We start from the raw sequence: 13,602 nt of genomic DNA, 5'->3' as shown, positions 1-13,602 counted from the left end.
CTACCCGAACGGAGACGCCGGGGAGGCAAAAACGTCTCGGACGCCGCCCGCGGGGCGTCGGTCAGCGCGGCAGGTCAGCGCGGAAGCTCTCGGCGACGGCGTCGACGATCTCGCCGGTGAGCTGCCCGAGATAGCGGCCGGGCAGACCGCGGGTTCTGTCCCGGATGCGGAACTCGCCTTCGACGACTGCGGTGTCCCGCCCGCGTAGCTCCACGCTCCCGGACTCGCGGGCCGCCTCGTAGGTCGTCCTGTTCCAGTCGGTCGCGTAGTAGGTCTCGACTTCGAGGGTCGCGTTGTGGGCGACCATCCCGCTGTCGATCTCCGCTCGCGTCACGTTTACGACGAGGACCGGCGACTCGTAGTCCGCGTCGAGCGACTCGACCGTGCGGACGGCGTAGCCCTCGTCTGCGAGTCTGGCTTCGAGCCGCTCGGAGACGCCCGCTGCGAAGCGGCTGTCGCCGTCGACGTGGAAGACCAGATCCGATCCGGTCGCCGTGACGTTGCCGGCCTGGGACGTGACGACGGTCGACTCGACGGTCGTCCCGCTCTCGACAGCGACGACGCCCAGGCCGAGACCGACGAGCAGGATCAGGAGCACGGCGATACCGCCCACGACCAGCCGCCAGTTCCGTTTCACGACCGTCGGTTCAGCCCGCGGCGGGATAGAAGCACGTTATTCGGTAACCACTCGATACCAGTTCGGCGCGAACGCTTCGTCGTCCTCCCGAAGGAGGACGTTCGCTTTCGCGTACGCCTCGGCTTCGGCCGCGGTCAGTTCGCCCGCCCAGTCCACTCGCTTGTCACCCTCGCGCGCGCCCGGCCCGTCGTTGCCGTACTCGACGTACGTGACGGTCTCCTCGGTGTCGGGCCGGTCCCAGTTGTGCCAGCCCGCGGGATGGATGTGCTCGCCCAGCTCCGACCGGAGGACGGCGACGTGGGCGTGGTCGCGCCACGGTCGCCCGAGGTACACCTCGGACACGTCGGAGTCTGCGGTCAGCGCGCAGTCCTCGAGAACGTACCCGAACGCTTCGCGCTCGGGCGTCGAGGCCGCCGTGATATAGGAGTCGGCTTTCGAGTGGATCCGGCAGTCCTCGAAGACGGCGGTGGCGCCGCCGAAGAGGAAGTCGGTCGTCCCCTCGACGTAGCAGCCCCGGTAGTACTGCCGTGCCCCCTCGCCGGCGGCGTAGACCGTGTCCTGGTTCCCGAGAAACCGGCAGTTCTCGAAGGCCGCCCGGTCGGCCTCGGTGTGGAGCGCGACGGCCTGGCCGGCGTCCGGCCCCGCGGTGTTTTCGACCGTCAGGTTCCGCGCGCGGAAGTCGTTGCCGTCCACCTGCAGCGTGTACGTGAAGAACGTGCTGTTGCGGCCGCGGCCGATCTCGTCGAAGTGGTCGTCGTAGGTGACGACCGTGTTCTCGGCGCTTTCGCCGACGAGATCGATCTCGGGGTTCCACGAGTGAACGGACACTTTCTCCTCGTAGACGCCGTCACGCACGAAGATGGAGACCCGCTCGCGCGGGAAGGACTTCGCGCCGTCGATGGCCGCCTGGATACTCTCGTAGTCGCCGTCGCCACCCGCGTCGACGACGTAGTCGTAGTCCCCGCTGTCACCTGCACTCATTGGACAGTAGGACGGCCCCCACCGATTGTAGACGCTTCGGCTTCGCCGAGTGGGACCGTCGTCATCGTCGTCCCGCGACGAGCAGCCGACCGGGTTACCGCTCGTCCGTCGGACTCACAGGTCGGCCCGGTCGAAGCGGTAGTAGCCGACGGCGAGCGGGACGACCAGCCAGAACGCGAGGACGGCGAAGCCAATCTCGGGGACCGCGTAGAAGGCATCGATGCCCGCGCCGGCGAAGGTTTGGGTCGGCAGGGAGGCGGCTACCTCCGGTAGCAGCGAGGTCAGCACGGCGGTGTAGGCGGTCGACGGCGGCACCTGCATCACGAGGAACGTCCAGTCGGGCATCACCTGGGGGAGCGCGAAGCCGTTGGCGACGTAGACGACGCCGATGGGCACCACGTCCCAGAGGAACTCGAAGACGACGAAGAAGCCGATGGCGAGCGTCGTCGCCCGCGAGGTCGACCCCGTCGTCGCCGAGATGCCGACGACGACGGAGACGTACACCGCGGTGAAGAGCAGCGTCGCGACGAGAAAGAGGAGGACGGTCACCACGTCCAGCGAGCCCAGCATGGCGAAGGCGAAGCCGAAGCCGACGGCCAGCCCGATGGCCAGCGCCAGCGAGAGGACGGCCATCCGCCCGAGAAGCTTGCCGAAGAGCACGTCCCGCCGGCGGTGGGGGAGCGCGAGCAGGAGCTTGACGCTCCCGATCTCCCGCTCGCCGGCGATGGCCTTGTAGCAGACGACGATGGCCGTCAGCGAGACGAACAGGCTGACGATCCCCGCGGTGAAGAAGACCAGCCCGCCGATCGAGGTCTCGGCTCCCGGGCTGACCAGCTGCGGGAACTCGACGTAGGAGTACGTCAGGAGGAGCGAGAGGGCGACGAAGACGGCCAGGAGCGCCCACAGCGCCCGCGACTGGACGGCGTCGCGGAAGTCCTTCTTCGCGACCGCGAGCGTGCTCATCGGCTCGCCTCCGGGAGTCGCCGGGTGCTCACTGTGGGACCTCCTGTTTCTCGGTCGTGTACTCGGCGAACAGATCCTCCAGCGAGGACTCGTCGATCGCGAAGTCGCGGATCTCGACGCCGCGCTCGTCGAGGGCCTTCAGCACCTCGAACTTCGAGCCGTCGCGAGTCAGCGTTACCTCCATGCGGTCGCCCTCCAGCGCCGCGCTCGTGACGTAGATGCGGTTGCGGATCGCCTCGGCGTCGTCGGCGTCGGCGCCGCCGACATCGATCGTGAGCGTCGTCACCGTCTCAGTCTGGCCGCGCAGGCCGTCGATGGAGTCGACGGCGACGAGTCGCCCCCGGTTGATGATCGCCACGCGGTCGCAGATGGCCTCGACCTGCTCCATGATGTGACTGGAGAAGAAGACGGTCGTCCCACGGTCGTTTTCCGCCTCGATGATCTCCCGCATCTGCCGGGCGCCGTTGGGATCCAGCCCGGTCGAAGGCTCGTCGAGGATCAGGAGGTCGGGGTCGCCCAGTAGCGCCATCGCGAGGACGAGCCGCTGGCGCATCCCCTTCGAGTAGCCGCCCGCCTTCCGGTCGGCCGCCTCGGCGATCGACACCCGCTCCAGGATTTCGTCGACGTCCGCCCCGTCGATATCCTTCGAGTCGACGACGAACTGGAGATGCTGGCGCCCGGTCAGTCGGTCGTAGACGTGGAAGGCGTCGGGGAGGACACCGATCCGCTCGCGAACTCGCAGGCTGTCGGCCTGGGCGTCCAGCCCCAGCACCGTCGCCGACCCCGAGGTGGGTCGGACGAAGTCCAGCAACACGTCGATAGTCGTCGACTTCCCCGCGCCGTTCGGGCCGAGGAAGCCGAAGATTTCGCCCTCCTCGACCTGCAGATCGAGCCCGTCGACCGCCAGCACGTCGCCGTAGCGCTTGGTCAGCCCGTCGAGTTCGATCGCCGTCATCGGTCTCCGCCCTCCGCGCCCGCCGCGTCGCCCGCGCTCGTTGTCCCGTTCACACCACTACTCCACTACCGGGTACGATAAGTATTATTGAATTATTTACATATAACGGATCGCTTACTCAAAGATATTTGAGCGGTAGCGGGGGCCGATCGACGCGATCTCGGGCGAATCGTCGGCGGTGTCAGGACGGGTCGGATCGGTCGACCGGCGTGACGGCGAACGAGTCGTCCATCGCGAGCGCGAGCATGTCGCTGTCGAGGTCGACTTCGAAGCGAGCGTCGAGCGGGTCGGTCGAGCGCACGTCGGTCGTCCACGCCTCGGAGGCGAACAGTTCGAACAGTTCCCAGAGGGGCGTTTCGGGGAGCGGAACGTCGTGGTCCCAGAGGAAGCCGGTCGCCCGCGGGTGAAAGACCGCCGGGACTTCGATCGGGAGGTGGATCGTGAAATCGCAGGTCCGGCAAATGGCGGCGAAGGTGTACTGGCCCGCGTCGCCGGGGGTCTCGTGGCCCTCGTGGGCGTCCACCCGGCGGTCGACCCGGCCGAAACACTCCGGGCACACGTCGCCGCGGATCAGGAGGTAGGTGCTCCAGATCCGGTAGCCGAAGCTCTCGACGACTTCGGCGGGCGAGCGATCGGTGGCCTGACTCCGCGGGAACGAGTCCGAGAGCAGGGCGCGGTCGCAGGCGCGACAGCGGACGACGAACCGCTCGTCGCGCAACCGCGCTTCGAGGTTGCTCTCGCCGCAGCCGACGCAAGCACCAGGGATCGGGACCGGGTCGAACGACGGCGTCGTCTCGTACAGTCCCGACCGGACGGCCCGGACGATCTTGTCGCCGGCGTAGGTGAGGTGGTAGCCCTCGTCGGTCTCGGCGACGAACGGCCCGACCAGCTGCGAGAGGTGATAGGAGAACTGCGAGGTGCTCTCGACGGGGACGGCGTCGTACAGCTCCGAGAAGGTGAGTGTGAGACCGTTCGTCCGCGTCGCCGATTCGCGGTCGCCCAGCGCGAGCAGGATCGCCAGGCGGTGTTCGTTGCCCAGCGCGGCCAGCGCGTCGGCCTGCTCGTCGGCCGGGTGGGACGTATGAGTCGCGCCCGTGGCGTCGTCCTCCGCATCGATTCCGTCGGCGTCGTCCTGCGACATGGCGTGCTACCGCCGGGGACGCCGCGCGGTCGGTTAAGTGTGCAGGGCGTTCGAAACGCCGTATTTTCTGGGGACGATACTGTGGCCCTCGTGCTGTGTCCTCACCGACAGGTTTTTAAGATTCTGCGGAAAGTGAAATACATGGCTAAATCGGCTATCTCCGACGATCACCCCCTCGACATGATGTTGGCGGTGTCGGATCTCCTCCAGAGCGAGCGGCTCGCATCACTCTACGCCCGTGTCTTCGAGCATGGCTCTCCGACCGTCGAAGAACTCGCGGACGGAGTCGATATCTCTCAGACGACAGTGTACGAGGACGTACACCACCTCGTGGAAGTCGGCGCTCTGGAACGAGTGACGGAGAAACAACCACATCGATACCAGATTCGTCAGGTAGACGTGAACGTCACGGTGGGCGACGAATCCGTCCAGATCACACCGACGCTCCTGGTCGCTCTCGGCGATCGCGACTCCAACGAGAACGTCGATGTCTATCTCGACCGGCACGGTATCAGTGGCCTCGCGACGGCTGTCGAGTACGCCCGTGCCTACGTGCAAGACCGTATGAACGCCCGAATCATGGCTCGAGAGCAGGACATCACGGTCCTCGAAGCCGAGACGGTCCTGCAGGAGCTTCAGGAGATAATTCACGAGGTCGAACCGGACCTCCCCTCGACTGTCGATATGGACGAGCTCGACGCCGCCGTCGACGAGCCGTAATTCAGCATGCCGTCCCCACTATTTCCAGCTACTGAGAGACACATCGTGGATACGAATCTGTTCGTCCGATTCGAACGCCACGACACCGTCGATCTTCTGAGACGGGCCGTCGCTGAACATGATCTCACCCTTCACGTCCCGCCGCGAGTGTACGAGGAGTTGACGCCGGACTCCCACCCCTACGATGTCCCGCCTGTCGAACAAGCTATCGAGGATGGGTGGGTCGAAGTTACGGATCAGGTCGATTACTCGAACCCTGTCGTTTCGGCGACGATGGATATGGTTCGCAGATACATCGCCACCGCTGACGAGCGACCCGAGCACGAAATCGAACAAGCGGACGCAGCACTGGGGGGTGTAGCGGCGACGCTTCTTGAACACGGGACGGCGGAGTCAGTGGCGATATATACGAACGATATCGCGGCATTTCGCGGACTCGAACGCGCACTCTCCGAACACGGACACGAGAGTCACGTTCGACTCGTGAAAGCGTACGAGTTCGCTCAGGCTATCCAAGATCGCTACCAATTCTCCGATTGATTGTGTGCGATCTTGCCCCAGCGCGCTCGCAGTCGTCGTCGGCGACCGCGGTTCGTCGCTCGCCGAGTGTTCGTCGTCGCTCCCGCTCGCCCGCGGTCGTCCGACGACATGTGCGTGCTACCGCCGAGCACACCGGCTGCCCAGTTCCGCCGATTCAGTAGGGGCCGATTATCCCAAACAGCGCCGCTCTCCGGCTCCAGAGGGGATATTCGCGGCCCGGTACGCACTGACTGCATTCGCCGACTATTCGACCGGGGGGCTACACTCATAGCGTCCGTCGGCGCCGGGGGGCAACAGGCATAGCAACGATCCTTACCCCCACGTAGGTCCTTCCTATAATCGAGAGATGCACGAGACCGACACGCCCCAGTCCCAGACAGACACCACCGAACAGCGCTACATCACCACCCAGTACGGCGACGGCGGCGAGCAGATGACCCTCGTCCACGACACCGAGAACGAGCAGGCGTGGATCCAATCGGACTACGCGGTCGAAGCCACGCAGTAGGTTCGGATACCTGGCGAACGACCCCTCCACGCGGATCTGCAGTTCTGCCTCCCCACCGTGACCACCGTTCTCAGTCGGACCCGGGAGTCGTAACGTATTTCAATTCTACCCGGTTATCCCGATACGCCTCAGCGAAAGCGTGTCCGGGTTGGGGTAGTGGTTATCCTTCAGCCTTGTGGAGGCTGAGACGCGGGTTCGATTCTCGCACCCGGACCTCGAAATCAAACTCTCTCAGGGCTTATTCTTCGGATTTGGTGCCTAGACGAAGAGCCGATATTCTATACATCCACGGGATCGGTCGATCCCCGTGTCGACTCGCTCTGGGCCGGCAGATCGGAACCGAATCCTGAAACAGTGTCGGTGTCGTTTTATATGAGAATTGGAATTACCTTGCCATGGAGTGTGGGTTCCGATGTCACTAGCTGAGATTCAGCGACCGACGAATCGGCGCGAACGATACCGCTTCATGGCACTGGCCGCGAGCAAGCCGTTCGCGATCGGGGCGATCCTCGTCCCGCTGTTGCTCCCCGTCGTGGGCTATCTCTCGGGCGATTACCGGGCTATGTTCACCGTCCACCTCTTCCTGGGCGCCTTCTGGTTCGGGACCGCGGTGCTCGGGGCGGTCGTCCTCGGCCCCGTCATGGGGAGCCTCTCCGAGGAGGCCAACGCCGAGTTCGCCGAGGGGTTCGTCCCGAAGATGAACCTGCTCATGGAGCCGGTCTCGGTCGGCGTCATCGGGTCCGGAATCGGCCTCGCCGACATGATGGGACTGTGGGCCTCGCCGACGCCGTCGCTGTGGGCGGCGCTCGTCCTCGCGATCGCCTTGCTCGTCCTCGGGTTCGGCCCGCTGCACAAATTTACGGCGGGGATGTTCGACGAGATCGCCGCGGAGAACACCGACCACGAGCGGCTCGCCAGCCTGAACAAAAAGTACGGCATGCTGAGTATGGTCGAACTGTTGCTCATGATCGCCATCGTCGCCACGATGTCCGGCCTGCGCTGGGGGTTCTGACCCGGCGAACGGCCTTCCCGCCCAGCGACGGCGCGGACACAAAGCGGAATACACTCGCCTGACAAGACACGGAGGAATGCCCGACCTGACCCGCCGTCGCGCCCTCCTCGCGATCGCGTCGGGAACCGCCGCACTCGCCGGCTGTGCCGGTGACGACGGCGACCCGACGGTCGGTCGCCCACATGCGAACCGGGCGGTCGAAGAGTACGAGGCGCGCGCTGTTCGCGCTGCGGACGAGACCGCGTTGTTCACCCAGGACGACGAACTGCCGACGGACCCCGACGGCGAACGGGGGCGATACGCACGGGGTGGCCGCCACGTCGTCGTCTCCGAGGAGACGCTCGCCGAGTTGACGTTCGGCGACGGCCCCGAAGCCGAGCAACTCCGCTCGTTCGCGACGGCGACGGACTTCGACGCGGCGTCGCTGTACCTCCTCGCGATGCCGGTCGAAGCCTGCTACGAGATCCGGCTCCAGTCGGTGACCGTCGAGTGGGACGAGCTCGGCGCCGGCGACCTGCACCCCCACGCCGACTTCTGCCGGGCCTACCGGCCCGCCGACGTCGACTGTCGCACCGACGAGACTCATCTCGTCGGGTTCGCGATCCGGCTCCCCGTCGCCGCCAAGGACTCCTCGGGGAGCGGCCGCGGCATGTCGAGTCGCTGTGGCCCCAACCCGGAGGGGGAGTACTTCGAGGCGACCGTGACGCCCGCGGACGGGGGTGACGACGAATGAGGTCACGACGGACGCTCCTCGCCGGTCTCGGGACGCTCGGGGCGGCCACGCTAGCTGGGTGTTCGGCCCTCCCACTCGGGGACGACGACAGCGAGCGTGCGGACGTATCGCTCCCGGCAGACGCCGTCGATCCGCTCTCGTGGCCGCCGTCGCCGTTCCCGGTCGCCGTTCCCGAGACGCTCGCGACGGCCCACGAGGAGCGCGCCACCGAGTTGCTCGCAGCGGTGCCGGACGAACCGACAGTCGCCAACGGCGCTATCTCCGAGGACCTCCGGTCCCAGCGAGCGCGGGCCGCCGACCGACTCGACGACCCCGTCGAGGTGCCGTGGCCGACCGAACGCCTCTCACTGTGGCGCAGCCGGCGCGAGGCGGCCGCGGCCGCCAGGGGCGCCCACCGTGCGGCGACCGGCGACGGCGACGCCAGCGCAGTGGCCGACCGCCGGCGGACGGTGCGTGCCGACCTCGGCTCGTTCGTCGCCGACCACGAGTACCGGGCGTCGTCCCCGCTCGAAGCGGTGCTCGTCCACGCGCCGGTCGAGGACCTGACCGCGGAGTGTCGGCGCCGGCTGCGTCCCGTCCCGGCGTATCCGGACGATCCCGTCGCTGCGCCCTTCCGGGCGGGCGAGGCCGTCGGCACGGTCGAGCGCGCGCGGGCGACGCTCGCCGACGCGCGCGGGCTCCGGGACGCGTACCTGCGTGAACGGGACGACCCGCCGTCGCAGTGGTCGGCCGTGATCGAGGCGTCCGACCGACTGCGGTTCGCCGTCGGGCGGACGTACTCGACCGTGGATGCGGTGGTCGATGCCGACGAGCCGCCCGTCGACGCCGACCTCGACGGGACGCCGGCCCGCACGCTGTTCGAGGAGACCAGCAGGCACGTCCGGGCGACCCACGACGACTTCGAGGACCGCCGCGCGGACGGCGACGCCGCGACTGCCGTCGTCGAAGCCGGCCGAACGCTGGCCGCCGTCGAGAGCCTCCGGACGGCGATCGACGGGATCCGCGACGGCGCCTACCGGGAGTCGGTGACCGTCGAATCGGTCACCCGGACGGCCGAGCGAGCGCGAGCGGCGATCGCAGCGGTCGACGACAGCGACCACCGACGGCTGGCGACGCGGATCGCCCGGCCGGCCCTCGAGACGTTCGACTTCGTCCCGACCCGCATCGAGGACGGATACACCGACGCGGCGCGCGTCCAGGGCGACCTCGCGCGGGTCGAACTCTACGCCCGCGCCGTCCCCGCCGCGACCGCGTTCGTGACCGAACGGCTCGACTGACCGGGATCCCGACCGGGATAGCTGGCCCTCGACATTCGATCCAGCGAATCGATGGGCTGGGCGAGTCCTCTGAGAACCCGGCCGCTCACCGACGGTTCGAATTCGAGCGGTGAGAGTATCGCACCAGCACCGAAATCGACAATCTGGGAGCGTCGAGCGGCAGTCGGGCCTGTAGTGAGAGCCGTCCACCGGTTCGCAGATCCGTGTCTGAGTGCGACTGATTCGCAGGGAAGGTAGTGTAGTTAGCACGGAGCATCCGCCGAGCGAGCGGAGCGAGCGAGGCGGTTCACCGGACGCGAGGGAGCGCAGCGACCGAGTCGTCCGGCCTTTTTCCCCAAGTTTTTGCAGCGGAGGATTCTCGCAGCGCGCCCCCGGCGCGCGAGGAACTCTCCGCTGCAAAAAGTGGGTTCGCAGAAACAGTTACCGACGAGCCGCGTCTACGACCGGCCATGCGACTCGACCGGATCGGCGTCGACGAGTCGGTCGCGGCGGTGTTCCCGCCGGGGCGACTGGTCGATCGACTCGGCGACGCGACGGACGAATCGGGTGTCGACGTGACCGCGGTCGACGGCTCGCCCGAGGGCATGGCCGACTGCGACGCCGTCGTCACCCTCGAACACCACGAGGCCTACCTCGACCTGTCGTGGGTCCACTCGATCCAGGCCGGCGTCGACCGCTTTCCGCGCGACCGCCTGCGCGAGGCGGGCGTCGCCCTGACGAACAGCACCGGAATCCACGGGGACGCCGTCGGCGAGACGGTCGCGGGGTTCGTCCTCGCCCTGGCGCGGCGCATCCACGAGTACGCCGCGAGCCAGACGGCGAACGAATGGAACCGGCCCGACTGGGACGAGGCCTGGACGGTGGCTGGCGAGCGGGCCTGCGTCATCGGTCTCGGCGGCCTCGGACGGGGGATCGTCGGCCGACTCACCGGGCTCGGCCTCGACGTGGACGGCGTGCGCCGGGACCCGCTCCCCGAACCGGGCGTCGACCGCGTCTATCCGACCGGCGATCTCCGCGAGGCCGTCGGGGACGCGCGGTTCGTCGTCCTCGCGGTGCCGCTGACCGACGCGACCCGCGGATTGGTCGGTCGCGACGAACTCGCCGCGATGGACGACGACGCCTACCTGATCAACGTCGCCCGCGGCGGCGTCGTCGACCAGTCGGCGCTGGTCGCGGCGCTGCGAGACGACGAGATCGCCGGCGCCGCGCTGGACGTGTTCGAGACCGAACCGTTGCCCGCCGACTCGCCGCTGTGGGACTTCGAGGACGTGATCGTCTCGCCACATTGCGCGGCCTACACCCGCGACTACTACCGTCACGTCGCGACCGTCCTCGAAGAGAGCGTCCGCCGGGTCGGCGACGGCGAAGACCCGGTCAACCGGGTCGTCTGAGGCGCTTCGCGGTCATCGGACGGCGTTCCGCCGGCGGAGTCCCGTCTCCGGTAGCGGGCCGGTTCCGGTAGCGGGCCGTCCCCGATACCGGGGCTGGCTCCGACCGCGGCGTCAGGGCTCGACGACGAGCTTGCCGAGGAAACTGTCTTCCAGGACCGCGCGCTGGGCCTCGCCGGCCTCGTCGAGGTCGTAGCTGCGGGCGCACTCGATCGACAGCCGGTCGCGTTCCATCAGGTCGGCGACGCCGGCCAGTCCCACTCGCAGGTCCGGCATGTTGAACATCGACATGAACTGGTAGGACACGTCCTTCGAGCGGGCGGCGCCGTCGTTCGTGAACCCCGGGTCGGGGCTGTTCTCGCCGATGCCGACGACGCGGGCGCCCTGGGCGGCCACGTCGGCGTCGAACTGCAGGTAGTCGTCCAGTCGGTGGTCCAGCACCGCGTCGACGCCGCCGTCGGACGCCGCCGTGACGGCATCGGCCAGGTCGTCGCGGCCGTAGTCGAGGACGGTGTCGGCACCCAGGTCGGCGAGGTCGTCGTGGTACCGCTCGCTCGCAGTGGTGATCACGCGGGCGCTGACGGCGTCGGCGATCTGGACAGCCGCGTGGCCGACGCCGCCGGAGCCGCCGTGGACGAGGCAGTGCTCGGCCGGGTTGAGGGCGGCGTGGTCGACCAGCGCGCGCCAGGACGTGACCGCGGCGACGCCCGCGGCGCCGGCCTCGGTCAGGTCGACGCCGTCGGGCAAGCCGACGACCCGGTCGGTGGGGACGGTCGCGTACTCGGCGTAGGCGCCCTGGTGGCCGCCGTTGCCGATGCCGGTGCCGAACACCCGGTCCCCTTCGGCGAACTCGTCGACGCCGTCGCCGGTCGCGGCGACGACGCCCGCGAAGTCGACCCCCGGCGTGAACGGGAGGGCCACGGGCTCGTACGAGCCGTCGCGGAAGTAGGTGTCGACGGGGTTGACGCCGGCCGCCGCCACCTCGACGAGCAGTTCGTCCGACGCCGGGGTCGGACGGTCGGTCTCCTCGACCCCGAGGGCGTCGGGGCCGCCGTGGTCGTGCAGGCGAACTGCGCGCATGTCGGTCGGACGAACGGGTCGGCGCCGGTTAACTGTGGCCGTCGCTCCGCGCCGCCACCTCGGCGTCCGCTTCGCGACCGACCGCCGGGTCCGTCTTCGCAGTCGACCCCCGACCGCCGGACTGCGCGGCGACGCTCGCTCGATGCCTAACTGCTGAGGCCCTGGGGACTTCCGTCTCCAGGCCCTACACCGAGATGGCTCGTGTGACCGCGAGCCCCATCCGATCACGGATGCACCCCACCCGCGACCCACCCCGTCCACACCCACCCGTTCCCGCGCTCGGGGGAGCGTAGGAACCCCACCCTTTCCGGATCCCACCGTGCCGGCGACCGCTCGCCTCCCCTCGCCGCACTCCCGCTTTTCACTCGCCGAACGCGCCGAACAGCGGCAGCGACCGGTCGAACCGCGCCGTCGTCACCAGTCGCTCGTCACCGTCGAGACCGCCTTCGGCGTCGCGCACCTCGTCGGCGTTCAGCCGCAGGTCCGATCCCAGCGCCGCCGCGACCGCGTTCAGGTTCGCCCGGGCGTACGCCGGCGCCGCCCCGCTCCCGAGCAACACGACGCTCCCGCCGTCGTCGCGGAACGCCCGTACCCTGTCGAGTTCGTCCGGGCCGAACGGCCCCACCGGCGGCGTGACGACCAGCGCTCGGCCGCAGTCGAGGAACCCCGACCCGAGGCGGTTGCGCTGGACGAACCCCAGCCCCTGTCCCTCCAGATACCGCCGGTAGTAGGCCGCGTCCTCGGCCGACAGCGCGTAGTCGACGCCGAACCCTCCGTGACCGCCGTCGATCAGCACCTCGCCCTCGCGGTCGGCCAGCCAGTCCAGCAGGTTCGTCAGGAACGGAAACGTCCCGTACTCGCTCGTGTCGACCTCGAACCCCTCCGTCGCCTCGTAAGCCTCGTTTATCACCAGCCCGCCGACGACTCCGACGCGGGCCTCGCGGTCGACCCCGACCAGCGGGATCGGGCCGTCGTCGTAGGTCACGGCGCTCGACTCGGTCGGCTCCTGGGTCGCCGTCGGTTCGGCCCGGACCGGGGCGCGCTCGCCGCCGAGCGGTCCGCCGGCCCGCCGCACGCTCGACGGTCGCGGCACGAACAGCTCCTCGACGGGGGCGTCCCGCACTGGCTCCGTCGACTCGGGGTCGTGCTCGGCCCACAGGCCGCGGCCGGCCTCGCGGGCGTCGGCCTCGGCCCGCGCCAGCGCGTCGTGGGTCGTCACCCCCGAGTGGTAGGCCCGCGCGTACCCCTCGGCGACGACCTCGCGGTTGTAGAAGACGCGCTCGCCGTCGGCCTCGTACTCCAGGTAGCCGAGCAGCCGGCCGTAGGTCCCCCGGGTCGGCTCGCTCGGGTCGAACGACAGCGTCACCGTCTCGCCCGCCAGCCGCTCGCGGGCGAACGCCGACGCGCGCTCGCCGTACTCGACGAGCGTCTCCGGGTCGCCGATCCCCGGCCACTCCTGAATCCGCTCGAAGCGCCTGTTCTCCTCGGTCTCGGGCGTATCGATCCCGACGAGCCGGACCTCCTCCTCGGTGCCCCCCTCGAAGCGTACGTCGACCGTGTCGCCGTCCGTGACCGAGACGACCTCGACCCTGTGCGTCGCGCCGGCCGCGATGTCGCTGGACATACGTGCCATCCACACGACAACCACTTGTCAGTTGCTCCGGATC

Annotated in this window: 14 protein-coding genes and 1 tRNA gene; 8 read left to right on the top strand and 7 right to left on the bottom strand. The window is 68.6% G+C overall.

Annotated features, from left to right (window positions below; all coding sequences use genetic code 11):
• Positions 1–61: 61 nt before the first annotated feature.
• The 5 genes from HZS54_RS24795 to HZS54_RS24775 all read right to left on the bottom strand — a co-directional run bounded on the left by HZS54_RS24795 (position 62) and on the right by HZS54_RS24775 (position 4,677).
• Positions 62–637, bottom strand: coding sequence for a hypothetical protein (locus HZS54_RS24795; RefSeq protein WP_179919740.1), 576 nt, complete (start codon positions 635–637; stop codon positions 62–64).
• 36 nt (positions 638–673) lie between these two features.
• Positions 674–1,618, bottom strand: a complete 945-nt coding sequence (locus HZS54_RS24790) for a pectinesterase family protein (protein ID WP_179919739.1) — start codon at positions 1,616–1,618, stop codon at positions 674–676.
• Positions 1,619–1,732: 114 nt separating this feature from the next.
• The gene (locus tag HZS54_RS24785; RefSeq protein ID WP_179919738.1) at positions 1,733–2,581 is read right to left on the bottom strand and encodes an ABC transporter permease subunit; all 849 of its coding nucleotides are present in this window, start codon (positions 2,579–2,581) and stop codon (positions 1,733–1,735) included.
• Between the two features lie 28 nt (positions 2,582–2,609).
• Complete coding sequence (locus HZS54_RS24780; protein ID WP_179919737.1) at positions 2,610–3,536, bottom strand: ABC transporter ATP-binding protein; 927 nt, start codon at positions 3,534–3,536, stop codon at positions 2,610–2,612.
• 181 nt (positions 3,537–3,717) lie between these two features.
• Positions 3,718–4,677, bottom strand: coding sequence for an ArsR/SmtB family transcription factor (locus HZS54_RS24775; protein ID WP_179919736.1), 960 nt, complete (start codon positions 4,675–4,677; stop codon positions 3,718–3,720).
• A 39-nt stretch (positions 4,678–4,716) separates the two neighbouring features.
• On the opposite strand from HZS54_RS24775, the gene HZS54_RS24770 reads away from it, so the two are divergent.
• The 8 genes from HZS54_RS24770 to ddh all read left to right on the top strand — a co-directional run bounded on the left by HZS54_RS24770 (position 4,717) and on the right by ddh (position 10,858).
• Entirely contained in the window at positions 4,717–5,397 is a 681-nt protein-coding gene (locus HZS54_RS24770) for a DUF7437 domain-containing protein (protein ID WP_218927099.1), read from the top strand.
• A 45-nt stretch (positions 5,398–5,442) separates the two neighbouring features.
• On the top strand, positions 5,443–5,937 hold the full coding sequence (locus tag HZS54_RS24765) for a PIN domain-containing protein (protein WP_179919735.1): 495 nt from the start codon (positions 5,443–5,445) through the stop codon (positions 5,935–5,937).
• A gap of 346 nt (positions 5,938–6,283) precedes the next feature.
• Positions 6,284–6,445: a hypothetical protein gene (locus HZS54_RS24760; protein WP_179919734.1), complete on the top strand. Its 162-nt coding sequence runs from the start codon at positions 6,284–6,286 to the stop codon at positions 6,443–6,445.
• A gap of 142 nt (positions 6,446–6,587) precedes the next feature.
• A tRNA-His gene (locus HZS54_RS24755) sits at positions 6,588–6,659 on the top strand.
• Between the two features lie 252 nt (positions 6,660–6,911).
• The gene (locus HZS54_RS24750) at positions 6,912–7,457 is read left to right on the top strand and encodes a hypothetical protein (RefSeq protein WP_179919733.1); all 546 of its coding nucleotides are present in this window, start codon (positions 6,912–6,914) and stop codon (positions 7,455–7,457) included.
• 76 nt (positions 7,458–7,533) lie between these two features.
• A complete protein-coding gene (locus tag HZS54_RS24745; protein WP_179919732.1) occupies positions 7,534–8,190 on the top strand; it encodes a hypothetical protein in 657 nt (218 codons plus the stop codon).
• Positions 8,187–9,467: a hypothetical protein gene (locus HZS54_RS24740; RefSeq protein ID WP_179919731.1), complete on the top strand. Its 1,281-nt coding sequence runs from the start codon at positions 8,187–8,189 to the stop codon at positions 9,465–9,467. Before HZS54_RS24745 ends, HZS54_RS24740 begins: the two co-directional genes overlap by 4 nt.
• Positions 9,468–9,916: 449 nt before the next feature.
• On the top strand, positions 9,917–10,858 hold the full coding sequence (gene ddh / locus HZS54_RS24735) for a D-2-hydroxyacid dehydrogenase (protein ID WP_179919730.1): 942 nt from the start codon (positions 9,917–9,919) through the stop codon (positions 10,856–10,858).
• A 111-nt stretch (positions 10,859–10,969) separates the two neighbouring features.
• Here ddh and HZS54_RS24730 read toward each other — a convergent pair whose 3' ends face one another.
• Positions 10,970–11,935: an NADPH:quinone reductase gene (locus HZS54_RS24730; RefSeq protein WP_179919729.1), complete on the bottom strand. Its 966-nt coding sequence runs from the start codon at positions 11,933–11,935 to the stop codon at positions 10,970–10,972.
• A 361-nt stretch (positions 11,936–12,296) separates the two neighbouring features.
• Positions 12,297–13,559, bottom strand: a complete 1,263-nt coding sequence (locus tag HZS54_RS24725) for a thermonuclease family protein (RefSeq protein ID WP_179919728.1) — start codon at positions 13,557–13,559, stop codon at positions 12,297–12,299.
• Between the last annotated feature and the right edge of the window lie 43 nt (positions 13,560–13,602).

Source organism: Halosimplex pelagicum (assembly GCF_013415905.1).
Lineage (GTDB): Archaea > Halobacteriota > Halobacteria > Halobacteriales > Haloarculaceae > Halosimplex > Halosimplex pelagicum.
Note: the sequence above shows the minus strand (reverse complement) of the source record. Positions and strands in the feature narration are given on the sequence as shown.